Origin of the sequence: Holophaga foetida DSM 6591 (assembly GCF_000242615.2) — a bacterium.
Classification (GTDB): domain Bacteria; phylum Acidobacteriota; class Holophagae; order Holophagales; family Holophagaceae; genus Holophaga; species Holophaga foetida.
Map to the genome: position 1 here is coordinate 716,876 of NZ_KI912268.1, position 23,149 is coordinate 740,024.

The window sequence follows — 23,149 nt, forward strand, 5'->3', positions numbered from 1 at the left end:
CCCCTTCCCTCCAGAGGGTGTTCAAGCCTTGGGCCCCCTCAGGGGCCCGAGGCGGACTAGAACAGTCCGCCGATAACGCCGTTGTTATCGATGTCGATCACTTCGGCGGCAGGCTTCTTGGGGAGGCCGGGCATGGTCATGATCTCGCCGGCGATGGCCACCAGGAAGCCAGCGCCCACGGAGGCGCGAACTTCGCGGACGGTGATCTTGAAGCCGGAGGGACGGCCAAGCTTGGTGGCATCGTCGCTGAAGCTGTACTGGGTCTTGGCCATGCAGATGGGGGTCTTGTCCAGGCCCATGGCGGTCAGCTGATCGATGGTCTTGGAGGCGGCAGCGGTGAAGTTGACGCCGTCGGCACCGTAGATCTTGGTGGCGATGGTGTTGATCTTCTCCTTGATGGGCGCGTTCACGTCGTAGAGGAACTTGAAGTCACCCTTCTTGGCGAAAGCAGCTTCCACCTTCTTGGCGAGATCCACGCCACCCTCGCCGCCCCGGGCCCAGACTTCGGACACGGAGACCTCGGCGCCGATGCCGGTGCAGATCTGGACCAGACGATCCAGTTCGGCCTTGGTGTCGGTGGGGAAGGCATTGACGGCCACCACGGCGGGCAGGCCGAAGCTCTGCACGTTCTCGATGTGCTTCTGGAGGTTGGCCAGGCCCTTCTCCAGAGCCTCCACGTTCTCCTTGCCCAGATCGGCCTTGGCCACGCCGCCGTGCATCTTGAGGGCGCGGACGGTGGCTACGATGACCACGGCATCAGGCTGGAAGCCGGCGAAGCGGCACTTGATGTCGATGAACTTCTCGGCACCCAGATCGGCGCCGAAGCCAGCCTCGGTCACCAGCACATCGGCCAGCTTGAGGGCGAACTTGGAGGCCATGAGGGTGTTGCAGCCGTGGGCGATGTTGGCGAAGGGGCCGCCGTGAACGAAGGCGGGGGTGCCTTCCAGGGTCTGGACGAGGTTGGGCTTGATGGCGTCCTTGAAGAGGGCGGTGAGGGCACCGGCCACCTTCAGGTCAGCCACGGTGACGGGCTTGTCGGCGTAGGAATAGCCCACGACGATGCGATTCACACGGGCCTTGAAGTCCTCGAGATCGGCAGCCAGGCAGAGGATGGCCATGAACTCGGAAGCCACGGCGATATCGAAGCCGGTTTCGCGGGGCATGCCGTTGGCCTTGCCACCCAGAGCCACGATGGTGGAACGGAGGGCGCGGTCATTCAGATCCACAACGCGGCGGAAGGCGATGCGGCGGATGTCGATGCCCAGCTCGTTGCCGTGGTGGATGTGGTTGTCGATGATGGCGGCCAGCAGGTTGTTGGCGGTGGTCACGGCATGGATGTCGCCGGTGAAGTGGAGGTTGATGTCCTCCATGGGCACAACCTGGGCGTAACCGCCGCCGGCGGCGCCACCCTTGACGCCGAAGCAGGGGCCCAGGGAGGGCTCGCGCAGGGCGATGATGGACTTCCTGCCCAGCTTGTGGAAGGCGTCGCCCAGACCCACGGTGGTGGTGGTCTTGCCCTCACCGGCGGGGGTGGGGTTGATGGCGGTCACCAGGACGAGCTTGCCGTTGGGGCGCTCCTTGACGCGGTCCCAGACCTTCAGGGAAACCTTGGCCTTGTACTTGCCATAGAGCTCGATATCGTCCTCGGTCAGACCGAGTTCGGCGGCAACTTTGGTGATCGGCAGCATGGTCGCTGCCTGGGCGATTTCGACATCACTCTTCATGGAATCCTCCAAAAGGGGGGAATGGGGAAAAACCTGCCACCGACCAGGGGGTCGGGGAGAGAACTAGTTCTGGAGCTGCAGTTCAGCGGCACGCAGCGTGTTGTACATCAGCATGGCGATGGTGAGGGGACCCACGCCACCGGGGACGGGGGTGATGTAACCGGCGACTTCGGAGGCCTCATCAAACTTCACATCGCCCACCAGCTTGCCCGTAGGCAGGCGGTTGATGCCCACATCGATCACGACGGCGCCGGGCTTGATCATGTCCTTGGTGACGAATTCGGGCTTGCCGATGGCCGCCACGAGGATGTCGGCCTGGGCACAGACGGAGGCCAGATCCTTGGTCTTGGAGTGGGTGACAGTGACCGTGGCGCTGCGGGAGAGCAGCAGGGCGGCCATGGGCTTGCCCACGATGTTGCTGCGACCGATGACCACAGCGTTCTTGCCAGCTACGGAAATGCCGGAGATCTCCAGCATCTTGATGACCCCGTAGGGGGTACAGGGCACCAGGTGCTCCTTGCCGATGGAGAGCTTGCCGACGTTCACGGGGTGGAAGCCATCCACGTCCTTGTCGGGGCGGATGCGCTCCAGCACCTTTTCGGAGTCGATGTGCTTGGGAACGGGGAGCTGCACCAGGATGCCGTGGTTGAGAGGATCGGCATTCAGGCGGTCGATGACCGCCAGCAGTTCCTCCTCGGTGGCGGTCTCGGAAAGGCGGACCACCTCGGACTTCATGCCCAGCTCGACACAGGTCTTGTGCTTGCTGGCCACATAGACCTTGGAGGCGGGGTCTTCGCCCACGATCACCACCGTGAGCATGGGGGTCACGCCGTGCTTGGCCGTGAAGGCCTTGACCTCGGCGCGCACCTGCTCGCCGAGCTTCCCTGCGATCTCTTTTCCGTCGAGTATCTGAGCTGCCATGGGGCCTCCATTCTGGATATAGGAAGGACTAACGTGAAGGGAAAAAGCAGTGAAACCACTCAGACCATTATCTGGTTTGGGGCGGAGAAGGAGCTGGCAAAACCGCTGTTCCCGTAAGAACCTGGATTCCGAAAGGTAACCCGCGTTTTCACCGATCCAATTCATCCAGCAAAACCTTGTGCCCTGTCCCCCAGCTATCAATATGACTTGTCACCCTCGATCCCCCGGAAAGGCCAGTGGGAACGAGCAAAACCGAATGTAGTCATATCATCCGTCCTCGCATTCAAAATCGTCAAGAAATTCCATTCATGCAATTTTTCACTATTACAATCGGGTGAAGCCGACCCAATGAGCGGTCCCCTTTGTCCCGCGAGCTCCTAAGTGTCCGAAATGAAAAAATTGATCCTGGCTGCTTCCCTCGCGCTCGGTGTTCCCTGCCTCCACAGCGCTGATGACCCCCGGGTCCTGATGCTCCAGGCCAGGGCCATGCAGCGGGAAGGAGAAAATGGGGATCCCCGTGGAGCCGCCACCCTCTACCGCAGGGTCATCGAACTCCAGCCCGACAGCGCCGAGGCCCACCTCCGCCTATCGGAGTGCCTCCTGGAGGCAGACGATCCCCAGGCTGCCGCCGGTCCCGCCCTGCGGGCTACAGAACTGGCCCCCAGGAACGCGGAGGCGTGGGCCCACCTGGGCATCCTCCGCTGCATCCAGGCCCAGAGCAAACCGGAGATCCTGCCCCAGGCCAAGCATGCCCTGCTGAAGGCCACCCAGCTCCTGCCCCAGGATGTAGAACTCTGGTACCGCCTGGGGGAGATCTGCGAAGCCACCAAGGATGATGCCGAGGCCCTTCATGCCTGGGTCCACCTGGGACGCCTCCGCCCCGGCATGATGATCCGCGGGAAAGCCCTGGGAGACATGGCCTGGGAGCGGGCCGCCTTCTGGGCCGATCGACTGAAGCGCTACGAGCCCCGTCGGGAAGCCATCATGGCCCTGGCCTCGCCCTTCGAGGCGGAACCCAAGTATCTAAAAATGCTGGAAGATCTGGCCAGGGAGCAAGCCGAGCAGGGATTCCTGGGACATGCGGAAGAAAGCTTCCTTCTCCTGGGCCAGCACCTGCCCCAGGAACCCGGCATCTGGGAGAACATTGCCCTGGTGAGGCTTAGGGCCAGCAATTTCTCCGGCGCCCTCCAGAGCCTGAACCAGGCGGAAACCCTGAAGGGCACCCCCCGGAATTCCTACTACACGGCCCTCTGCCTCATGAATCTGGGACGGATCCCGGAGGCGGAAGCGCGACTTCGAACCCTCCTCAAGACCCTCCAGGACACCGAACCGAAAGCCATGTTCACGACCGCCCGGGAACTCCTGGCGGCCTGCGTCCTCATGACCGACCGCCCCCAGGAGGCCCTGGATCTCATCAAAGGCTGGGCTCCGGATTCCGACACCAATGCCCGTTTGCAGTCCATGGCCTTTGTGGTCCAGATCCGCCTCAAGCGCCTCAAGCCCGCCCGCACGATGCTGCGGGAGGGCCTGAAGCAGTTCAAAGACGAGGATGTCTTCGGCTTGGCCAGGCCCCTTCCGGCCCAACTCTTCGAGGAGCGCTGGTCCCTGGGAGGCGACACCAGACGGGCCCTGCTCCAGTTGGAGCGGGAGGCCACCGCCAATCACTGGGCCTACTTCCAGCGCTGGGAGGAGTGCCTCAAGGCCCTCCAGGAGGCCCGGAAGATCGCCTCTCCCAGGAGCATCGATCTTCTACTGCTACAGGCCAACGCCCTGGACCAGTTGGGGCGGTGGAGGGATTCCATGGGGGTCCTGCGGGAGGCCCAGAGCCTCTCCCCCGATCATCCCACCCTCCAGAACAACCTCGGGTATCTCCTGATCGAGCACGATGGAAACCTGGACGAAGCGGCCTCCCTGATCCAGGCAGCCCTCAAGCAGGATCCCAACAATGGATCCACCCTGGACAGCTGGGGCTGGGTCCTCTTCAAGCAGGGGAAATTCCAGGAGGCCGAAAGCACCCTGCGCAAGGCTGCGGAACTGAACCCCTACAGCCCCGAGACCCGCAAGCACCTCGGCGAAGTACTGCTGAAGCTGGGGCGGGATCAGGAGGCCCTGGAGCAGTGGGAGCGGGCTCTGGCCCATGCCTTCCCGGAACGCAAGGAGCTGGAGCTGAAAGTCCGGGATCTGAGGATCCGTATCGGGAAGCAGGTCAGCCCCAGCGACTCCCAGAACGATGCCGACGAGCACCTTGAGGACGAAGAAGAAGAGGAGGCCCCTTGATTCCCATCCTGCTGCTGCCGGCCCTTGTCCAAAGCACTCCAGCCCAGCCCCCAGCCACGCTGAGGGCCCAGTACGGCTGGGGTTATGCCGGAGCCGATGGCGAAGGCCAGGGAACCCTGGCCATCCTCCTGGACCCCGCCAGCGGACGCCTGGTGCTGGAACTCCATGGCCTGGGCGAACGCCTCGCCCTGGTGACCGGTGAGCGATCCACGGGCTACCGGGTCCAGATCCCCCGCCAGAACATCGATCAGACGGCCCCGGATCTGGCCGCCCTTCCCCTGCCCTTCCTGCCCAACCTCGGAGGCGTTGAAGGGCTCTCCCGTCTCCTCACCCAGGGCGAAGGCCCCGGCGTGAAGGTCACCAAGCGCGACAAGCTGGGACCGAAGAAGATGAAATACGCTGGCAAGGACGAGAAGGGCAAGGAAGTCCTGGTGTGGCTGAATCGCCAACGCTGGGAGACCCAACCCTGAGGGAGAAGCTTTCTACTCCAGCGTGGGAGCCAGGGGCGGTCCACCGGGGGCGCTGGGATCATGGGGAAGGCTGCCTCGGGCGGAACGCAGGTAGATGTGGGGCGTGGACTTCAGGAAGTTGGAGACCCTGGAGGTGTATACATCCGCGTAGCGCTCGACCTGGCGGGCCAGGTGGCTCTTGTCGTTCCCCGCACGCATGAGCAGCCCCCAGCGGGAATTGGTCAATTCCATGGCCGCCTTGGCGATGGGGGCGATCTCCATGTCCAGGGCCCGCAGCGAGTTCCGGTATTCCTGGATCTGAGCCTCCAGAGCCTTTTCGTCCAGAGCAGGCGCCGGGCCGTACCCGACCCGCAGCCGCTGGAGATCGACCCGACTCTGGGAAAGGCGGGCCTCCAGGGCCTCCTTCTCCTCCATGCGGGCCGCCAGTTCCAACTCCTGTCCCCGGAAGGCCTCCAGGGCTGCGACCTCGCCCTCCAGCTCCCGGAGGATCAAGGCCGTCCGCCACCGCAGCACACTCTTGGAGACATGGACATCCCCGAACATGTGATCCCCCACATAGAGGATCTCATCCCCGGAGAGGCCCATCTGGGCCTCCACCTGGCTCGCACTGCCACCGTAGTAGGCGTGGCCGCTGTGGAGAGGCTCGATGCAGGGCTTGAGAAGCCCCTCGGGGGTCGCCACTTCGAAAAAGGGGTTCCGGGAGGTGAAGAAGTCGGGCTTGCGGGCGCTGACGATCACCAGCTCGAAGAGATCCCGCCACGTCATGCCGCTGGGCAGGAAGCGATCGTAGGCATACGCCATCATGAAGGAGGTGTAGTGCCAATCGGAGTTGGTGATGAGCAGGAGCTTCTTCCCGGCGGCCCGCTGGTCCAGGAGGGTGAGGGCCGCATCCGGATCCAGGATCACGTAGCGTTCGGGATCGGAGACGATCTCGGCCTTCAGCTTCCCCTCGAAATGCTGGGCGTCCACCGCCGCCCGCACCTTGCGGTAGAGCTCGGAGTAGCTCCTCACGCCCTCCAGCCGCCCCTGGTCCAGGAGATCCACCAACTGGGCATAGAGGCATCCCTCCGAAAGGGCGAAGAGGGTATTGAGGAAGACCCAGCGCGGTTCGGCCAGCTCCACGGTGCTATGGGCGTAGGCCTGGCGCTGATGGTTGAAGTCCAGGGACCGGGTGCCATGCATGGCCTTCTTCACAAAGCCGAAGCGGTTGGCTTTCACCACGTTCCCCAGTTCGGTGTCGATGACCAGGCCCCGGGCCACCATGGAGGGATCGAAGCGAAGTTCATCCACGGGCCAGCCCATGGAGATGAAGCGTTCCAGGGCATATTCGAAGACCCGGCGCTCGAAGGCGTCCACCCGGTACTCCACCAGGGTGTAGTCCATGTCGTAGCCGATGGCCCGGATGGCGCGCAGATTGAGTGTGCGGTTACAGAAAAGCCCCCGGTCCACCATCAAGCCATCCTCAGGCTGAGATCCGCCGCCGGGGCGCTGTGGGTGAGGGCCCCCACGGAGATGAAGTCCACGCCGGTCTCAGCCACGGACCGTGCCCGCTCCAGGCTCATGTTCCCGCTGGCCTCCAGGAGGAGTCGTCGTCCGGACTGGTCCCGGAGCCCCACAGCCTCCGCCATCTGCCCGTTGCTCATATTGTCTAGCAACACCACGTCCACGCCATCAATCGCCAGGCACTCCCGCACCTGCTCCAGGGTCTCGGCCTCCACCTCGATGCGCACCAGGCTGGGGGCGACCTCCCGTGCGATGGCCACCGCCGGGGCGATGCCTCCTGCAGCTGCGATGTGGTTCTCCTTGAGCATCAGACCGTCCCCCAGGGTCAGGCGGTGGTTGAAGCCCCCCCCGCAGCGCACGGCGTATTTCTCCAGGAGCTTGAGCCCCGGCGTGGTCTTGCGGGTATCCAGGATCCGCGCCCGGGTACCGGCCACCGCGTCCACGAAGGCCCGGGTCAGGGTCGCCGTGCCGCTGAGACGCTGGAGGAGGTTCAGGGAGACCCGTTCGCCCATGAGAATGGCGCGACTGGAACCCGAGAGGTGCAGCACCTCCCTGCCCCGCACCACGGCTTCGCCGTCCAAGGCCAGACAGCGGACCTCCAGGTTGGGATCCACGGCTCGGAAGACCTCCCGTGCAACCTCCAGCCCCGCCAGCACCAGGCTTTCCTTGGCCACGATCCGGGCTTCCACCCGGCGATCCGGTACCGAAGCGCTGCTCCAGTCCTGGGTGCCCCAGTCCTCCCGAAGGAAGGCCTGGAGGCTTTCGCGGTAGCTCAAGGGATGGGGGGGATTGAGTCGGGCGGAGGGTTCCATTCCTCCAGTCTACAATGGTGCCCGGAGGCGCCCATGTCGCTCGTGCTGAATCGCGTGGAAGGCGGCATCGCCTGGATCACCCTGAACCGCCCGGAGAAGCACAATGCCCTGAGCGGAGCCCTGCTAGCGGAGCTGGACCAGACCTTCGCGGAACTGAAAGACACCCCCGAGGTCCGGGTGGTGGTGATCTCTGGTGCCGGAGAGAAGGCCTTCGCCGCCGGAGCCGATATCCAGGGCATCCAGGATCGCAGCCCCGGCGAAGCCGAAGCTGCGGCGCTCAGAGTCCAGGCCATCCTCGACCGCATCCAGGCCTTCCCCAGGCCGGTGGTGGCCTCCATCCAGGGCTGGGCCCTCGGCGGAGGACTGGAACTGGCCCTGGCCTGCCACATCCGCATCGCCAGCTCGGCGGCCCGCCTGGGATGTCCCGAGGTGGGACTGGGCATCCTCCCGGGCTACGGCGCCACCCAGCGATTGCCCCGCCTGATCGGTCGCGCCCAGGCCCTGCAGCTCCTGCTCACGGGGAACCCTGTCACCGGCGAGGAAGCCCTCCGCATGGGCCTGGTGGGCCGTGTCTGTGCCCCCCAGCAGCTTGAAGAGGAGACCCTGAACCTGGCCCAGACCCTCGCCAGACGGGCCCCCCTGGCCCTCGCAGCCGTCATCCAGGCCGTGAATGAAGGCTCCGAACTGCCGCTATCCGAAGGGCTCCGGCTGGAGGCCAGACTCTTCGGCTCCCTGGAGCGAACCTTGGACCGCCAGGAGGGCCTATCGGCCTTCCTGGAACGGCGACTGCCGGATTTCAGGGGGTGATGGGATCGGGTCGCTTCAGGAAATCAGGCACAGGGTTCTGGGCGGATTCCATGGGAATGCCCAGGCGCATGGCCAGTTCCTTCCCGCCATCCTCCGGAAAGGCCAGCCGCAGGGCCCAGTCCTTGCGGTCCCGGGTTGCTGGATCCGTCACAGTGCGGAGATCGGCCCGCTGGAGGCTTGCCAGTCCCTGGTTGAAGGACTGCCGGGTCTTGGGCACGTAGGTCAGCAAGGGCGCCGCCAGCAGCACGGCGACGATGGCCCAGAACCAGGATAGCGGCTTGGCGGGCTCATGACGTGCGGTCCGGGCAGCGGGGGCACTTCCCCAGGCAGGAGGAGGCACCGGAGTGGCCTCGACCGCCACCTCCAGAAGGCCGACGTCCATCAGTTCGGCGATGCGTTTGCAGGTATCCAGTTCGTCATAGCGGGTGATCTGGAGCACCCCGGCAATGGTCTGGGGCTCACTGAAGTAGGTGAGCACCGTTTCCTGCTCGTGGTTCAGGCCGGAGGCCTGCCCACCGAAAGTCTCTCCTCCCTCGAAAACGCCTGAAAGGTCACGTTCCATATCCAGGTGCATGGCCCGGGCCTTCTCGGACTTCACCAGGACCGTGCTGTGCTCTGGGAGGCGGCGCTGCACCTCGGGCCACTCATCCATGACCCGGGCGGCCTCCATCAGGACTGTATCCACGGGAATGGGGGGGAAGTTCTCGCGGTCCATTTCGAGGGGCAGGATGGAATCGAAACGGTAGTCCCCCTCCACCCATCGGAAGGTGCGGTAGATGATGGACATGGCCTGGTTGAACAGAGCGTCCTGGAGGTCCTGCGGCGTGACCTTGCCGGACTCAAGGAGCAGCGTGCCCATGCGCTTGAGGGTCTGTCGCTGAAGCTGGATGAGCGTGAGGAGCTCGTCTCCGGAGAGGCGGCCCAGACGCACCAGCATGGCACCCACCCGATCCTCGATCCGGACCTGGTTGGAGTCGCAGCCGACAACATCCCCCTGGTCAAAGAAGATCTTGACGAACTCCTGCCCTCGGGAGAGGACGAGGGTACCGCTCTTCCCCTGGGTCTTGATCATGTTGAAAAGGGAGAATAGATCGAAATCGCGGAGAGAGCCTTCGAGTGCCATGTCACGACCTCTTGCTGGGCAGGAACTTGAGCCAGGAGCGCAGGTAGAGCACCACCAGGAGGACCAGGCCGATGGGAACCCAGGACGAGACCGGATCCGGCAGGATATCGCCGGGGAAGCGGACCGAACGCCCTGTGGCGAAGACAATGCCGAGGGCGAATGTCAGGAAGCTGAACTCCGCAAAACCGCTGCCCGTAGCCCCGAGGAAGATACCGTCCAGCCCCGGCAGTAGCACCCGGAGGGCGCGATGGAGAATCCGCTGGGCCCCCTGGTAGGTCCCCACCTCCTCCACCTTCAGCTTCCGGCTTTCCCCATGCAGGCCATCCTTCAGGACGAAGAGGTGGTGGCACTTGGAACACACGAAGACATCCGGGGAATCCGTGGTGTGGAAGGGATCGCCGCAGCGCACGCATTGGGAGGGATGGGCCCTCCTGACGCTCTGTCGGACCCTGTAGAGGAGGGCGATGAGCGCCACCATGGGGTAGATCGAGGCGAAAAGGAGGTGCGCCCCGAGGCCTGGAGAGGTGGATTCGGCGTCCTTCCGGCCCTTCAGAGCCGCAATGCGCTCCGGCGTATCCGGAAGGGGCATGGGGAAGGTGCGCTGCTCACTGCGGGCCTGGCTGGCGAGGTTCATGCGGGTGAAGTTGTCGGGGTCCAGACGGCGGGCCTCATCCTGCTTGGCCAAGCCCGTGCTGCTGTCCAGCTGCCGGAAGGCGATGACGCTCTGGTTGAAGAGCACCTCAGGACTCCCGGCTGCGAGCCGGTAGGCCTCGTCGAAGAGCCTGCGGGCATCCTCGTATTTTCCCTGCTGGTAGCAGGCGACCCCCTGGTTGTTGAGGACCTCCGCCCGGGCGGGGTGCTTCCCGGCCAGGGAAGCGAAGATCAGCTCTGCTTCAGCCCAATTCTGCTCCTGGAGCTGCGTCCATCCCTTGAGGAAGCTGGCGTCCCCATCCGGCAGGGCCTTGAGCACCCGATCGCCAATGGGACGGGGCAAGGGCTGCTCCTGCAGCGCCACAATACTCAGGGAAGGCTCCCGATGGGATAGGGGTTCCATCAGGGCCAGGGCGGGATGGAGGAGCTGGAGCACAAGAACCAGAACCCCAACCCGAACCTCCTGGATGGTGAAGAAGGGGGCGAGGAGCCAAAGCCAAAGGGCAGCGCAGAGGCTGGGATCCAGGCCCACCAGGACCGGAAAGGCCAGGAGGCAGGCCCCCACCAGGGCCACCAGGATCGACGGAAGACCGCGCTTCAGGAGCGGCTCCTCCCAGACGTAGCGGAACACGCGCCTGTAGCGCATGGCCATGGCGAGGGCCCACCCCCAGAGCAGGGCCGTGGCCATGAAGCGGAGCCAGGCAAGGTGCTGCACCAGCCACAGCCAGCGATGAATTGGATGTGCCATGCGTAAACGAGTCAGCTCCAGCACCTCGGAGAGGCTCATGAAGTACCCTTTGATCCCCTCCTGACGCTGGAGGATGATGCTCGTGCAGAGCACCGTGGGACAGCGGGGGGCCCAGCGATCGGCCACCTGGATGCCCTTGAGGCCGAGTCCGGGTCGCCCTGCCTCCCCTTGCTGCCGGGCCCAGAGGGCCATGGCCTCCACCAGGGGCAGCAGGTCCAGAGTCCCATAGTTCCTGCGGAGCAGTTCCACATCCTGAACGGCGGCCTGGATTTTGTCCGCATCCCCGGACAGCAGGGCCTTCTGAAGCCGTTCGGCCCGATGGCTCAAGGCAACGGCGGCGGTGGGCGCGGGAACGTCGGCCGCCCCATCCGCCGACCGGAGCGCAGGAGAGAGACATACAACCAGAGCCATGACCACCAGGATTCGGGCCGCCAACCGCACCGGTCTCTGCATCATGCCATTCATGTCCACCCCGCAACTTGACCTGGAGCGTACCACAAGATCCGCACCTGGGGCCTGGGCCCTTCTCAAAGTTCGGCCACAATGAGTGCATCCTTGAATGCCGGAGGCTTTTCATGAGCCGATTTTCCCCTTTCATTCTGAGCGCCGTTGCCTGCCTTTCCCTGGGGGCCGATCCTGCGGGACGGATCTCGGGCAAGGCTGTGGATGCAGCCGGGAAGCCCATTCCCAGCGGGAATACAGCCACGATCCAACTCTCCGGCGCTGAGCTCTTCAACCAGGCGGTCGCCCTCTACAACGACAGGAAATACGCCGAAGCCCTCCCCCTGATCGAAGCAGCGTACAAAAGCCTCAAGACATCCTGCGAGTCCCTGCCCGCCGAGAAGAGACCCGAACTGGAAGCCCAGGTGGCCCAGGTGGAACGGGTGCTCGGCATCACCCTCTTCGAAGTCGGCAGACAGAGGGAGGCCGAACCCCACTTCAAGGCGGCCCTGGTCCGCAACGCCAAGGATCAGCGGGTCCTGGATTGCCTGATCTCCCTCAGCAAAGCCAAGGGAGACAACGCAAGTGCCAGCGCTTACCAGGCAGCCCTGGATGCCCTCGCAGGCCCCCGCCCTGACCTTGCCTACAACCAGGGCATAGACGCCTACAACAAGGGCGACCTGGCCGGGGCCAAGCCCTTCTTCCAGCAGGCCATCCAGGCCGACACGAGCTTCGCCGAAGCTTACTACATGCTGGCCATGTGCGAGTTTGCCGAGAACAACCTGAAGGCCACCAAGCGCAACTTCATGAAGTATCTGGAAGTCGCCCCCAAGGGCAAGCGCGCCGAGGAGGTCAAAGCCATGCTGGGAGACCCATCCCTGAAGGGCGTCAAATAGGCATCAGATGCTCGGATCCTGAGAGTCCGCTCCAGGGAAGACATCCTCCAGGAGCCGGGTCACATCAGCCGGGGGGAACATCTCCGGAGCCTCCTCCTGGAGGAATCGCCTCCCGCGTCCCAGCAGGGTATCGATCTCCTGGAGGACACGGATCCGCTCCAGCTTCATGGACCGCAGGTTGGCCTCGAACTCCACCACCTTCTGCTGGGCCTCTCGGGTGATCTCCTCCCCCCTGAACTCGGCCTCCTTGATCAGCAACACGCACTCCCGGTTCGCACTCTCCAGCAGATCCTCCCGGGTCTTCTGAGCGTGCAGCAGGGTCTCCCGGAAGATCCGGTCCTGCTCCTGGTATTGCTGGAGGCGTTCCCTCAGATCCAGGACCTCAGCACGCATCCGCTGATTCTCCTGGAGAACCTCTTCCCACTCCCCCGCCACTTCATGGAGGAAGGTGCGGACTTCGTCCTTGTCCACCCCCCTGAAGGCCTTCTCGAATTCCCTGCGCTGAATGTCTAACGGCGTGTACTTCATGATCTCCTCAGTGGGTGAAGCCCTTCTGGAGCAGGGATTGAAGGAGAAGCAGGATAACGAATGCGATCAGGGGACTGAAGTCCATTCCCCCGAAGGGCGGAATGATGCGTTGGATGGGGTGGACCAGGGGATCCACGACCGTTCGCACCAGCTTCACAAAAGGATTCCTGGGATCAGGATGGAACCATGATAGAACGCTGGAGATGAAGATCAGCAGCACCAGGGCTTTGATCAGGTAAAGGACGATCAGGACGATGAGGGGCATGAAGTCTTCCTTGGACAGAGCCCATCATAATCCCACGAGAGGTTGAACCATGCGCATCGGCATTTCCTGCTATTCCACTTTCGGCGGATCCGGCGTCGTGGCCACGGAAGTGGGCAAGGCCCTGGCCGCCCGGGGCCACGAAGTCCACCTGCTGAGCCAGTCCCTGCCTCCCCGCCTCCAGGGATTCGAGGATCACGTCTGGTTCCACGAGGTTACAGCCGCATCCTACCCCCTCTTCGAGGTCGAGCCCTTTTCCATCGCCCTGGCCTCCAAGATGGCGGATGTGGCCGACAAGCACGGCCTGGAAGTCATGCACGCCCACTACGCCATTCCCCACGCCAGTGCCGCTCTCCTGGCCCGCATGGCCCTGGAGGACCGACTCAAGGTGGTCACGACCCTCCACGGCACCGATATCACCGTGGTGGGTTCGGATCCCAGCTACCTCCCCATGGTCCGTCTGGCCATCCGGGCCAGCGATGCTGTGACCTCCGTCTCCCAGTATCTGAAGGACGAAACCCTCCGCACCTTCCAGGTGGATCGCCCCATTGATGTCATTCCCAATTTCATCACGCCGCCGCCGGAGACCCGCCCCGACTGCCGATCCTGGCTGGCCCCCCGCGAGTGTGCGGTCCTGACCCACATCTCCAACTTCCGTCCAGTAAAGCGGGTCCTGGACGTGGTCAAGGTTTTTGAACGGGTCCGGCAGGAACACCCCTGCCGCCTCGTCATGGTAGGCGATGGCCCTGACCGGCCCGAAGCTGAGGCCTACGCCCGGGAAAGGGGCTTCGCCCAGGAGGTCCGCTTCACCGGCAAGCAGCTCAACATCGGAAGCGTGCTGGTCTGCTCGGATGTCTTCCTGCTCCCCAGCGCCACCGAGAGCTTCGGCCTGGCCGCCCTGGAGGCCATGTCCTACGGGGTACCCGTGGTGGCCAGCCGCGTGGGAGGCCTTCCGGAAGTCATCCGCCACGGCACGGACGGCTACCTGGAGCCCTTGGGGGATGTAGAGGCCATGGCCCAGGATGTCATGAAGATGCTGAGGGATCCATCCCTGCGAAAACGCCTCGGCGACTCCGCCCGCACTCGGGCCCTGGACACCTTCGCAGAAGGCCCCGTCATCGACCAGTACGAAGCCCTCTACGAACGCATCCTCGCAAAACCAAAATCGACCGTGGACATGGGCGCCAACCCGCGCTAGCATAGACTTTCCGGCTGGGTAGCTCAGGTGGTTAGAGCGAGGGTCTCATAATCCCTAGGTCGACAGTTCGAGTCTGTCTCCAGCCACCACCGAAGGAAAGCCCCGACACCATTAGGTTTCGGGGCTGTTTTGCGTTAAGGCGTTTTCAACACTTAGACGCGTCGAAACTTGGCCATTTTGGCTTAGCGTAGGGTCTGAGCGTAGGGTTTTTCAGGGAAAGGCTTTAGAAGCCATTCCTTACGAACGGCCTCACGACGAACAGCCACTCATAACCCAATCACAGTGGGCCTCTCCGCCCTACCCCCAAGACCCGAAGTGCCGGTCTCAAAGTGACCCATGGACGGCCCGCCCCGGGGCGCCCACACTTGTCCAGGAGGAGCACATGCCCCCCCTGACCCTTGACCAAGTCATCCAGGCCTACACCGCCAAGGTGTCGGGGATGGCGTCCGTCAAGGAGCGGGACCCCATCGAACGGGAGCTACTGATGCGCCTGGAGGACCCCCAGGCTGCCCGGGAAGACCTCACCCGCATCAAGCAGGCGGGTGCCCGGCCCCGACCCGAGTAGAGCCGCGAGAGCGCGATGTACCGGGCCTACCCCATCCATGTTCCCCAAGCCCTGCTGGCAGCCTTCCGTAAGCTCGGGGTGGACCCCATCCTGGTGGGCGGCGCAGTCGTCGAGGTCTGGACCGGCCGACGGGACGGCGTGTTCCATACCGCCGATCTCGACTTCATCGGGCCGGACTTCCTGACGGCCTACCAGGTCCAGAAGGTAAACCCCGACGGAATAGAGGCCATCTCGGGCCGGCATGTATGGGTCGAGAGCGTTCCCATTGAATTCCCCATGGGCCCCCTGGGCATCGGCAGTGCCTTGCTGGATCCGGCCACCGCCACCGTGGAGGTGAAGACCCTTGCGGGTGACACGATCCGATGCTTCCGGCCGGAGGCCTGTGTCCTGGACCGCCTGACTGCGGTGGCATATGAATACGGCCACTTCGAGCAGTACATCCAAGCCTTGGCGGTAGCCTCCGCCCAGTGCGGCGAGCCGGACTGGTCGCACGACTGGATCGAGGCCACCGCCCGCGAGGCGCGCCTCAGCCGCCTCTGGGCCTATGTCGCCGATGAGATCGCCTCCGGCGAGACCCGCCAGGAACGCCTGGATGAAGCCATGCGCATCGGGTGGGACCCGCTGGGGCTATAGTCCTCATCAGGGGCGGCAGCCGAAGTCCCAAGTAAGTCTACGGGGCCTTTCGTCCTGCCTGGCCTCTCAAGGCTTCCTCGACAGAACCATGTCCATGCATGTCAGTCTGGCCCCCCAGTCACCCGCCAAGCTAAACACTTTTGACGGCTAGCCTCCCAGATCCAACAAGCGTCAGCGCTTGTCGCTCCGACAGATGCACCCTCATCCATGACCTATGTCACAAGGAGAGGCCATGCTGAAATCCATCTACTGGGCAATGCTTACCATTTCGATCTCCGCAGCCATAGTGGGCTGTGGAGGGGCTTCCTCCACCAGTGGGACCTCGACGTCTTCCACAGACCCACTGGGCACCTTCTCCGCCACCGGGTCCATGGCGAGTGGAAGGAGTTCTTACCGTGCTGTCCTTTTGAACAATGGACAGGTTCTGGTGGTGGGAGGTGCCAATGCCACTGCCGCAGAGCTCTATACCCCCTCGACGGGGCAGTTCGCCGTCACGGGCACCATGACCCAACCGGAACGGGAATCCCCGACCGCGACCCTTCTGTCCGATGGCACAGTCCTGGTCGCTGGAGGGCTGGGGGTTAGCAGTCAACCCCCCATTCTGACCTCCGCGGAAAGATTCGACCCAACGACCGGGTCCTTTACTGCCACCGGGGCGATGAACGTCGCCCGTTACGGACACACAGCCACGCGGCTCTCCAACGGGCAGATCCTGGTGGCGGGAGGAGGCGATATATCGGGCGAACTCTATGATCCCTCCTCGGGGCACTTCACCACGACCGGCAGCCTGAGCGCTGACCGATCCTATGCGACGGCAACCCTCCTGAGCAGCGGGAAGGTGCTCATCACCGGCGGACAATCAAGCAGCGGTACCGGCCTGACGACCGCAGAGATCTTCGACCCCTCCACCGGGACCTTCTCCTCGACCGGATCCATGGGAGTCGCCCGCAGGTGCCACCAAGCCACTCTCCTGAGCAACGGCAAGGTGCTGATCTCCGGGGGGAGCACCGACAACATGGACACCAGCATCGCGTCCAGCAGCGAACTCTACGACCCCGCCACGGGCACCTTCTCCTCGACCGGAGGGATGGGAACCGCCCGGCTGGCCCACACGGCCACACTCCTTTCCGGAGGAAAGGTTCTGATCGCCGGGGGCTACAGCAACTCAGGCTCCCTGGGGAGCGCGGAACTCTACAACCCGAGCACCGGCACCTTCACCACCGTCGCCAATGCCATGGCCCACGCCCGGGAAAGCCATACAGCTACATTGCTGTCGAACGGTAAGGTCTTGATCGTGGGTGGGACGTCCTCGGACGCCTCGCTTGCCAGCGCGGAACTATTCCAATAGGCCCGACACGAAAAAGGGCCAAGCAGACAACGCCGATCTGGTTCCCCTCCTGGGGCACGTCCTGACCCGCCTCCAGGAGACCCTGAGGGCCAAGTTGGCTGATCCCGAGGCTCACCTCAGCTAGACCCTGGGCCGACTATTGGATCAACTCCTGGGGGAACCGGGGCAGTAGCCCGACACCCGGGCCCGCATGGACGCCTGGGTCCGCGCTAGCATCCTTGACCTCGCCCAGCGGCACCACCATGTCATCGGGCACATGGTGTCCAGCAGGTTGGCCAAGCGACCAGATGAATACCTCGTAATCAAGATCAAGGAGAAGGTGGGAACCGATTTGCAACACATCCGGCTAAATGTAGCGTTGGTAGGAGGAATCGTAGGGATACTCCTCGCAGCAACCAAACTGATGCTTGGCTAAATACATACCAATCGTTATGGTTGCAAACAGGACATGACTAACCAACGGGAGATTCCTTGACGTTGTCGCGGACCACTGTTGATAGCTCCCATGGAGCAATTCAACGCGGTTGAGTATCAGAACCATCTTGTAACCCTGGGAAACCCGTTCATACCCTGTAAATAATTGGAGATGTTCATGATTAAGCAGCGGAAGATGGGCGAACCTCGACCGTTGGTAGAGGCTATCAGCCAAGCGATCGAGGATGGCAAAGGAGCCATCAAATCGCTTGAATTAAAGTTCAACTCGGTCCAAATGGAATTACGGAAGGCTTCTGAGTTGGTAGAACCTTGGCAAACCGCTGGGGCTTCATCCGCGGCCGATGCATTTTGCCGAATGCTAGGGGAGCGTGAAGCTGAGATCCAGCGTCTCTTTGAACGTCAGAGAGCCTGCCTGACTACCCTCAACTTGGCTTTCTTCGGGCGCACCGGCGCGGGCAAGAGCAGCCTAATCGAGGCGTTGACCCACGGTACCGGAGAGACCGTTTCCAAGGGGGAAAGCGACTGGACTGTTGAGGTGCGCCCAGTGGCTTGGTCCGGATGCCGGCTACTCGACACACCTGGGATCAACGGTTGGGGCCGCACGGAGAAACGAACTTCCCTGGAGGCCCAGGCTCGCCTGGCGGTGGAGACCGCAGACCTCGTATTTTTGTGCTTCGACAGCCAAAGTCAGCAGGAGGGCGAGTTCGCCAAGGTTGCGGAATGGATCCACGCTTACGGCAAGCCCTCAATCGCGGTCCTGAACTGCCGTAATCAGCACTGGCGCTTCCCGCCCAGGGTTGAATTCGCAACCCAGCGGCGCAACCTCTCACAGGCTGTGCAGCAGCATGAGGGCAACATCAGGGATGGGCTGACCAGCCTCGGTCTGGGATCGATACCGGTGGTAGCGCTAAGCGCCAAGAGGGCCTTGATGGCCCGCGCCCGAGAACCATTCCTGGGGCCGGATGCCACGACGTTCGCACGGCACCGTGCCGAACATGGTCAGGCGCGACTGCTCGCTTGGTCCAACCTCCCCGTATTGGAAGCTCTTGTGGTGGAGGCCCTGGAGCGAGACGCGGCCGGGATCCGCCTGGGTATGTTGGTGGCCCAGGTCCGAGGCGCGGTAGACCGCCTAGAGGCGGAACTGGCCCAGACCGAAAACGAAGCGGAGCAGCTATCCAAGGTCATGGAGGCCGCCGCAAATTCCCTGCTCAAGACCCTCGGCTATCCTCCCGAGGGCAAGGCTCGCGCTGGATTGAGCGATGTTCGAATCAAGGATGACCTGCTCTCGGAACTGGAGCGTTTGCGCCGCGCTCCATTCACTGTGCCCGAGGAAGGTGAGTTCCAGATTCACTGCCGCCAAATGTTCGAGGCAAGCTTCGGCAAACTCCGAAGTTCCGCTCTGGCCCGGGCCGACCGCGCTGTGCTGGATTCCTTCGATCGGCGCGAGGAACTATCCAGCGAGGCATTCGCGACAGAGGTCTTCGATGAGTCCGCCACACAGAAGGCCGCCGATGAGGTGCTCGCCAAGGCGGGCAAGTTCCTGGAACGCAAAGTGAACCTCACCCTGAAGGACACTGGCATCGACCTGGCTTGCCTCATCCAAGCCCAGCCAGATCCCGTGAAGGGGAATGCGGGCAAGGCATGGGCGTGGGCCGGGAACATTTCACGCGTGGCCGGGTTACTCGTGGGAGCTGGCGGCGCCGGGGCAACCTGGATTGCAGGAGGGCTCGCAGTGGCTGCGGCCAATGCATGGAACCCCTTCGGATGGACTGCGGGAGCATATGTTGTCGCAGCCGGTGTGCTGGCAGGAATGTCTACCTTGCTTAACTGGTTCGGCGGCAAGGCCGCGCGGAAGGCTGAAGAGTCCCGGGCGCGCGCCCGCCGGGAGGCCTTGCACTCCGCGAAGCGGAGCGTTGACAACGCCTTCGGCAACTACTTCGAACGACTGACCCAGGTCGCTGCCGAGAAAGGGATCGAAGCTCTTGGCCAGACCCTCTCCCACCCCCTACGGGAGGCGATAGCCGCGCGACTGGTCTTACAGGCCACGAAAAAGGCCAGAGCGCAGTTCCACAATCTTCGCAAGGCATTACCGGAACGGGATCCTCAGACGGTCATCAATGAGGCTGCCCTGGCCGTGGAAAATCATTCCCACCCAGGGCGAACCGATTCCGGAGGGCTGGTCTGGAGGGGCGAGGACTGGATCATGGATCCTGAAGGACTCGTGGCTCAGCAAGCCCCCGAACAACCCGTTCGCGCCCTCAGTCGTAGAACCACCTTGGAGGGTATCCTTGACTCCCTGCGGGATTTCTTCACGCTGGACCACCCCAAGGCTGGTGCTGGTAAGGCATGGCTGACGTCTGCAAGGAAGACTCTGTTGGAATGCCCCGGAGGTTCTGAATCCGTGGCAGACCTCGATCTGATCTTGCAGACAGGCCGGCCTCGGCTTCACCTGTTGGGCGACTACAACACCGGCAAAACTTCATTCCTCAAGCGCCTCCTCATCGATGCCGGCGAGCCCGTTCCCCCCGATGCGACCGTACGTGCGAACCCGACGACCAGCCAAGTGACAGAACACGCATGGGAAGGGTTCACTCTCGTGGACACCCCCGGCTTCCAGAGCCTTCGCGCCGAGGACACTCAGACCGCCGCGGATCCGATCCCAGATGCGACACACCTGGTATGTCTGTTCCAACCCAATCTGCTTGGTTCAACCCTCGATTTACTTTGCCCTGTCCTGGAAGGAAACCTCGGGAAGGGGCTCGCACCCAAACTTGAGCGGGCCCTCTTCGTGATCAACCGGGCTGATGAACTAGGCCCGGACCCAGAGTACGCTCCCGAGGAGTTCGACCGCGCCTGCGAACGGAAACAGAAGGAACTGATGGAGGCTCTGCGGCGAAGAGGCATCGAAGTGGATCCGGCGCGAGTGGTTTGCATGGCCGCCGATCCATTCGGGCGGGTTGGGAACCGCCAGGATGTCAACGCCACCGAGTTCGACCCATTCCGCGACTGGGATGGCATCACCTTGTTCATCAAGGCAGTCCGATCGGCCGGCAAACGAGCCAAGCGCTTGGGTTTGGATATAAGCCTGTTGGAGGGAGGCCTTGCCCGGGCTGGACGCTTTCGATGTGAGGCGAACGAAGCACGACAAGTTGCGCACCAGACCGATCAGGCTCTGTGCAGTTTGGCCTCGGCGCTGGAATCAGCCACCTCCGAGAGCGAACGCCTGGAACGCAATCTGACTGCGCGCCTTGACCGTCTCCTCGACGAACACATTGGGGGCATGATCGCGGAGGCCATGGGGGCCGCGAACGACAAAGAACTCGCGGCTTCAGCCAAGGTGTTGGCCTCTTGGTGGACAACCCCTGAGTTTCGTGAGGACTTCACCCGTTGGGAGGAGACCACCCGGGCCGAAGTTGACCGATGGGTCCGTCGGACCATGGAGGAGTTGGGACGGCGACTGGGCTCCGTGGAATTCAAGCAGGCCTTCCCCGGGCTAAAGGCGGCTTTTGATGCAAGTGGACTCGACCCTCAAGCGAAAGGGCATCCCTGGTGGAAGTCGCTGGAAACTGTCGCCAAAATTGGTGGTAGCCGGGACGTGATCTACAAGGTGGGAAAGTTCCTGGGCGTCAAATTTAAACCCTGGGGTGCCGTAAAACTGGCTTCAAAGGTCTCAAAATTCAGCGTCGTCCTTTCGGGAATCGGAGTCGCGCTCGACGCCGCGGATTGGGTCGCGTCGCATAAGCAGGCGGGGAAGCGAGAGAAAGCCCGCAAGGATGCTTGGGAATTCCTGCGTCGGTCGAGAGACGAACTACGCGCTACCATCCTGAGTTCGGGAGATGCCAGCGGTGTGCAAGCCTACCTGACCCTGAACCAGGAAGAGATGCAAACCCTGGCTACCCAATTGCGAATCGAGGCCGCAGAAGCCCGGCAGAGTGCTTGCCGATTCGACGCTCGGATCAAGCGCCTGGGAACGATTATGATCGATGCTCGGGACAGGCTCGGGCTGGAGAAGGAAGAGGAGACGAGCCATGTCGATGCATGAAAGTGGGTGGGAGGAGTCTGCACTCCAGACCCTCCGTGAGGCTGTGGGAAACGCCGCGGTGGAGGTTGTGGAGGCGGAGTGGCAGGTGCTCACGGTGGTGGACCGACCGAGGGTGACACTATTCGGTTCTTACGACTCAGGCAAAAGCAGCCTCCTCAAGCGCCTGCTGGTTGAGGGCGGAGTAGGTGTTCCTGATTGGCTTACTGTCAGCGCCCGGAGGGAGACCTTCGAATCGCGTGAAATCGATGCCCTGGGATGCCGTTTCTGTGACACGCCCGGCATTTCGGGCGGGAACCCCGAGCATGAATTGCTTGCTCGGGAAGCCGTCACCCTCACCGACGTGATCCTCCTGGTCCTACCACCCCAACTACTCACAGGTGACCGCGAATCCATACTTTCAGTGCTAAACGGTCAGGCCTTCGCCGGCCGGGGGCTAGCCATGACGGAAGCCGTGATCCCTGTGGTAGCGAAACTTGACGAGGGCTCTGTGGATCCATCGGAGGATCCGGAGGGATACGCCGAATTTCTAAAGCGTAAGAAATCGGAATGGGGCGATTTCCTCCAGCGCGTCGGCCTTTCACCAAAAGGATTTGAGCCGTTCTTAGTAGTGGCCGATCCTTTCCAGCGGGTGCAGAACCAACTCTCACCAAGGCCGGAGGATTACGGTACGGCCTATCGCACCTGGGATGGCATCGAGGCATTGGTGACGGCCCTTCTTGGCCTTCCGACTCGCCTGGAAGCCCTGCGCACAGCCGCTCGGAAACGTTATCTCTCCTCCAAGCTGGAGCGGCTTCGAGATGAGGCCCTCGCTCGGCAGACGGACCTCGCCCTCGGCCTCGCAACGGCTTCAGCCGACTACGAACGCCATGCCCTTAGTTTCGAACAGCTTGATACCCTGGAACAGGCCGCCCGAGCGTCGCTGGACGCTTGTCTAGAGGAAGAAATCCTTGCCGCGGCCAAGGCGCAACCTGAGAATGCGAAACAGGCCGTACGACATCTAACAGAAAAGCTTGATCCGGCCGTTTCCCGATGGTGGGATGAGCATACGGCCAGGGTTGGGAAACTAGCAGAGGACATACAAGCTGCATATTTGGCCCGTGCGCGCTCGGAGAGTGCATCTCATGCACAGGGTCTGTTCGACGAGGACCCCGCCCCCAAGCGCGGCCAGCGTTTCGGGAAACCCAAAGTGGCTCAAGCCGCAGGCCAGATTCTGGGCAAGACCAGGACCCTGCTGCGCGAATTCCAGGAAGAACGGCTTGGAATAACCATGAAGAAGGCCCGGGAGGAACTCCAGGCCATGAAGCAGGCGGGCAACTTCAAAACCTACCAGAAAACCGCGGGGAGACAAGGCTTCAAGACCCTCTCCGAGGCCAAGTCTGCAGAAGGTGCGCTCAAGATTGAAATCGCCTCAAACGTGGTCGCCGCGATTGTGGAATTGGGAAGCATGATCTATGACCTCGTGGAGCAGGACCGCATCGACCAGAATCGTCTGGACCGCCGGGCCACACTACGCACTGCGCTGGACCAGGAGGCCGGACGAATTGCCCAAGAAACCTGGAACGAGTGGGAGCCAAACATCGAAACCCTTCGCGAATGGATCGAATTGCACCGCGCAGCCACCGAAAAGGTACAGGCTGTCCTCCAAGAACAACTGAACCTGACCATAGCCACCCTTGGGCGTCTGGATTGTCTTCTGAGTTAGGGGGAAGGGTACTCGTAATGTTTGCAATAACACTCGGCTCCCTCGCTCCAGGACCTCCGGTTC

Annotated in this window: 19 protein-coding genes, 1 tRNA gene and 1 pseudogene; 13 read left to right on the top strand and 8 right to left on the bottom strand. The window is 62.9% G+C overall.

Features of this window, described 5'->3' with window-relative positions; all coding sequences use genetic code 11:
* Window positions 1-56: 56 nt before the first annotated feature.
* Window positions 57-1,724, bottom strand: coding sequence for a formate--tetrahydrofolate ligase (locus HOLFODRAFT_RS0203115; protein WP_005032693.1), 1,668 nt, complete (start codon window positions 1,722-1,724; stop codon window positions 57-59).
* 63 nt (window positions 1,725-1,787) lie between these two features.
* The gene (gene folD, locus HOLFODRAFT_RS0203120; RefSeq protein ID WP_005032695.1) at window positions 1,788-2,645 is read right to left on the bottom strand and encodes a bifunctional methylenetetrahydrofolate dehydrogenase/methenyltetrahydrofolate cyclohydrolase FolD; all 858 of its coding nucleotides are present in this window, start codon (window positions 2,643-2,645) and stop codon (window positions 1,788-1,790) included.
* A 390-nt stretch (window positions 2,646-3,035) separates the two neighbouring features.
* Here folD and HOLFODRAFT_RS0203125 point away from each other — a divergent pair, with 390 nt between their 5' ends.
* Together HOLFODRAFT_RS0203125 and HOLFODRAFT_RS0203130 are read left to right on the top strand one after the other, a co-directional pair.
* Window positions 3,036-4,922 (top strand): tetratricopeptide repeat protein, encoded by a 1,887-nt coding sequence (locus HOLFODRAFT_RS0203125; protein ID WP_005032697.1) that lies wholly within the window; start codon window positions 3,036-3,038, stop codon window positions 4,920-4,922.
* Window positions 4,919-5,392 (top strand): hypothetical protein, encoded by a 474-nt coding sequence (locus tag HOLFODRAFT_RS0203130; RefSeq protein WP_005032699.1) that lies wholly within the window; start codon window positions 4,919-4,921, stop codon window positions 5,390-5,392. Before HOLFODRAFT_RS0203125 ends, HOLFODRAFT_RS0203130 begins: the two co-directional genes overlap by 4 nt.
* A gap of 12 nt (window positions 5,393-5,404) precedes the next feature.
* Here the strand turns inward: HOLFODRAFT_RS0203130 and HOLFODRAFT_RS0203135 are convergent, their stop codons facing one another.
* Complete coding sequence (locus HOLFODRAFT_RS0203135; RefSeq protein ID WP_005032701.1) at window positions 5,405-6,844, bottom strand: HAD-IG family 5'-nucleotidase; 1,440 nt, start codon at window positions 6,842-6,844, stop codon at window positions 5,405-5,407.
* A complete protein-coding gene (gene nadC, locus HOLFODRAFT_RS0203140; protein ID WP_005032703.1) occupies window positions 6,844-7,707 on the bottom strand; it encodes a carboxylating nicotinate-nucleotide diphosphorylase in 864 nt (287 codons plus the stop codon). Before nadC ends, HOLFODRAFT_RS0203135 begins: the two co-directional genes overlap by 1 nt.
* Before the next feature lie 33 nt (window positions 7,708-7,740).
* On the opposite strand from nadC, the gene HOLFODRAFT_RS0203145 reads away from it, so the two are divergent.
* Window positions 7,741-8,514, top strand: a complete 774-nt coding sequence (locus HOLFODRAFT_RS0203145; RefSeq protein WP_005032706.1) for an enoyl-CoA hydratase/isomerase family protein — start codon at window positions 7,741-7,743, stop codon at window positions 8,512-8,514.
* On the opposite strand, the gene HOLFODRAFT_RS0203150 is transcribed toward HOLFODRAFT_RS0203145, so the two are convergent.
* Both HOLFODRAFT_RS0203150 and HOLFODRAFT_RS0203155 read right to left on the bottom strand, forming a co-directional pair.
* On the bottom strand, window positions 8,504-9,637 hold the full coding sequence (locus HOLFODRAFT_RS0203150) for a DUF4388 domain-containing protein (RefSeq protein ID WP_005032708.1): 1,134 nt from the start codon (window positions 9,635-9,637) through the stop codon (window positions 8,504-8,506). The two genes, HOLFODRAFT_RS0203145 and HOLFODRAFT_RS0203150, sit on opposite strands and share 11 nt — an antisense overlap.
* A 1-nt stretch (window position 9,638) precedes the next feature.
* Window positions 9,639-11,501 (bottom strand): tetratricopeptide repeat protein, encoded by a 1,863-nt coding sequence (locus tag HOLFODRAFT_RS0203155; protein WP_148300339.1) that lies wholly within the window; start codon window positions 11,499-11,501, stop codon window positions 9,639-9,641.
* 110 nt (window positions 11,502-11,611) lie between these two features.
* On the opposite strand from HOLFODRAFT_RS0203155, the gene HOLFODRAFT_RS0203160 reads away from it, so the two are divergent.
* Entirely contained in the window at window positions 11,612-12,373 is a 762-nt protein-coding gene (locus HOLFODRAFT_RS0203160) for a tetratricopeptide repeat protein (RefSeq protein WP_005032713.1), read from the top strand.
* 3 nt (window positions 12,374-12,376) lie between these two features.
* Here the strand turns inward: HOLFODRAFT_RS0203160 and HOLFODRAFT_RS0203165 are convergent, their stop codons facing one another.
* Together HOLFODRAFT_RS0203165 and HOLFODRAFT_RS0203170 are read right to left on the bottom strand one after the other, a co-directional pair.
* Window positions 12,377-12,901: a DivIVA domain-containing protein gene (locus HOLFODRAFT_RS0203165; protein ID WP_005032714.1), complete on the bottom strand. Its 525-nt coding sequence runs from the start codon at window positions 12,899-12,901 to the stop codon at window positions 12,377-12,379.
* Between the two features lie 7 nt (window positions 12,902-12,908).
* Complete coding sequence (locus tag HOLFODRAFT_RS0203170) at window positions 12,909-13,166, bottom strand: YggT family protein (RefSeq protein ID WP_005032716.1); 258 nt, start codon at window positions 13,164-13,166, stop codon at window positions 12,909-12,911.
* Window positions 13,167-13,215: 49 nt separating this feature from the next.
* Here HOLFODRAFT_RS0203170 and bshA point away from each other — a divergent pair, with 49 nt between their 5' ends.
* From bshA to HOLFODRAFT_RS0203210, 9 genes and pseudogenes are all read left to right on the top strand, one after another.
* Window positions 13,216-14,361: an N-acetyl-alpha-D-glucosaminyl L-malate synthase BshA gene (bshA, locus tag HOLFODRAFT_RS0203175; RefSeq protein WP_005032718.1), complete on the top strand. Its 1,146-nt coding sequence runs from the start codon at window positions 13,216-13,218 to the stop codon at window positions 14,359-14,361.
* A 12-nt stretch (window positions 14,362-14,373) separates the two neighbouring features.
* Window positions 14,374-14,450 (top strand) — tRNA-Met (locus HOLFODRAFT_RS0203180).
* A 293-nt stretch (window positions 14,451-14,743) separates the two neighbouring features.
* The gene (locus HOLFODRAFT_RS0203185) at window positions 14,744-14,926 is read left to right on the top strand and encodes a hypothetical protein (protein WP_005032720.1); all 183 of its coding nucleotides are present in this window, start codon (window positions 14,744-14,746) and stop codon (window positions 14,924-14,926) included.
* Between the two features lie 15 nt (window positions 14,927-14,941).
* Window positions 14,942-15,559 carry a hypothetical protein gene (locus HOLFODRAFT_RS0203190; protein WP_005032723.1) on the top strand — a complete coding sequence of 206 codons (618 nt, stop codon included), beginning with the start codon at window positions 14,942-14,944 and terminating at the stop codon, window positions 15,557-15,559.
* A gap of 232 nt (window positions 15,560-15,791) precedes the next feature.
* A complete protein-coding gene (locus tag HOLFODRAFT_RS19055; protein WP_005032725.1) occupies window positions 15,792-16,907 on the top strand; it encodes a Kelch repeat-containing protein in 1,116 nt (371 codons plus the stop codon).
* Window positions 16,882-17,031, top strand: coding sequence for a hypothetical protein (locus HOLFODRAFT_RS24745; protein ID WP_158412903.1), 150 nt, complete (start codon window positions 16,882-16,884; stop codon window positions 17,029-17,031). The genes HOLFODRAFT_RS19055 and HOLFODRAFT_RS24745 overlap by 26 nt, the downstream gene beginning before the upstream one ends.
* A 63-nt stretch (window positions 17,032-17,094) precedes the next feature.
* A pseudogene (locus HOLFODRAFT_RS25705) lies at window positions 17,095-17,322 on the top strand (DUF445 family protein); the annotation flags it as partial.
* Window positions 17,323-17,499: 177 nt separating this feature from the next.
* Complete coding sequence (locus tag HOLFODRAFT_RS0203205; RefSeq protein WP_005032730.1) at window positions 17,500-21,384, top strand: GTPase; 3,885 nt, start codon at window positions 17,500-17,502, stop codon at window positions 21,382-21,384.
* Window positions 21,371-23,086: a GTPase domain-containing protein gene (locus tag HOLFODRAFT_RS0203210; protein ID WP_005032732.1), complete on the top strand. Its 1,716-nt coding sequence runs from the start codon at window positions 21,371-21,373 to the stop codon at window positions 23,084-23,086. The genes HOLFODRAFT_RS0203205 and HOLFODRAFT_RS0203210 overlap by 14 nt, the downstream gene beginning before the upstream one ends.
* The last annotated feature ends 63 nt before the right edge of the window (window positions 23,087-23,149 follow it).

Bases quoted from the DNA above. Each gene is read 5' to 3' on its own strand.
- HOLFODRAFT_RS0203165 (WP_005032714.1), bottom strand. From the start codon at position 12,901: ATGAAGTACACGCCGTTAGACATTCAGCGCAGGGAATTCGAGAAGGCC.
- HOLFODRAFT_RS0203210 (WP_005032732.1), top strand. From the start codon at position 21,371: ATGTCGATGCATGAAAGTGGGTGGGAGGAGTCTGCACTCCAGACCCTC.
- bshA (WP_005032718.1), top strand. From the start codon at position 13,216: ATGCGCATCGGCATTTCCTGCTATTCCACTTTCGGCGGATCCGGCGTC.
- HOLFODRAFT_RS0203190 (WP_005032723.1), top strand. From the start codon at position 14,942: ATGTACCGGGCCTACCCCATCCATGTTCCCCAAGCCCTGCTGGCAGCC.
- HOLFODRAFT_RS0203150 (WP_005032708.1), bottom strand. From the start codon at position 9,637: ATGGCACTCGAAGGCTCTCTCCGCGATTTCGATCTATTCTCCCTTTTC.
- HOLFODRAFT_RS19055 (WP_005032725.1), top strand. From the start codon at position 15,792: ATGCTGAAATCCATCTACTGGGCAATGCTTACCATTTCGATCTCCGCA.
- nadC (WP_005032703.1), bottom strand. From the start codon at position 7,707: ATGGAACCCTCCGCCCGACTCAATCCCCCCCATCCCTTGAGCTACCGC.
- HOLFODRAFT_RS0203135 (WP_005032701.1), bottom strand. From the start codon at position 6,844: ATGGTGGACCGGGGGCTTTTCTGTAACCGCACACTCAATCTGCGCGCC.
- HOLFODRAFT_RS0203125 (WP_005032697.1), top strand. From the start codon at position 3,036: ATGAAAAAATTGATCCTGGCTGCTTCCCTCGCGCTCGGTGTTCCCTGC.
- HOLFODRAFT_RS0203115 (WP_005032693.1), bottom strand. From the start codon at position 1,724: ATGAAGAGTGATGTCGAAATCGCCCAGGCAGCGACCATGCTGCCGATC.
- HOLFODRAFT_RS0203155 (WP_148300339.1), bottom strand. From the start codon at position 11,501: ATGAATGGCATGATGCAGAGACCGGTGCGGTTGGCGGCCCGAATCCTG.
- HOLFODRAFT_RS0203145 (WP_005032706.1), top strand. From the start codon at position 7,741: ATGTCGCTCGTGCTGAATCGCGTGGAAGGCGGCATCGCCTGGATCACC.
- HOLFODRAFT_RS0203205 (WP_005032730.1), top strand. From the start codon at position 17,500: ATGATTAAGCAGCGGAAGATGGGCGAACCTCGACCGTTGGTAGAGGCT.
- HOLFODRAFT_RS0203160 (WP_005032713.1), top strand. From the start codon at position 11,612: ATGAGCCGATTTTCCCCTTTCATTCTGAGCGCCGTTGCCTGCCTTTCC.
- HOLFODRAFT_RS0203170 (WP_005032716.1), bottom strand. From the start codon at position 13,166: ATGCCCCTCATCGTCCTGATCGTCCTTTACCTGATCAAAGCCCTGGTG.
- HOLFODRAFT_RS0203185 (WP_005032720.1), top strand. From the start codon at position 14,744: ATGCCCCCCCTGACCCTTGACCAAGTCATCCAGGCCTACACCGCCAAG.
- folD (WP_005032695.1), bottom strand. From the start codon at position 2,645: ATGGCAGCTCAGATACTCGACGGAAAAGAGATCGCAGGGAAGCTCGGC.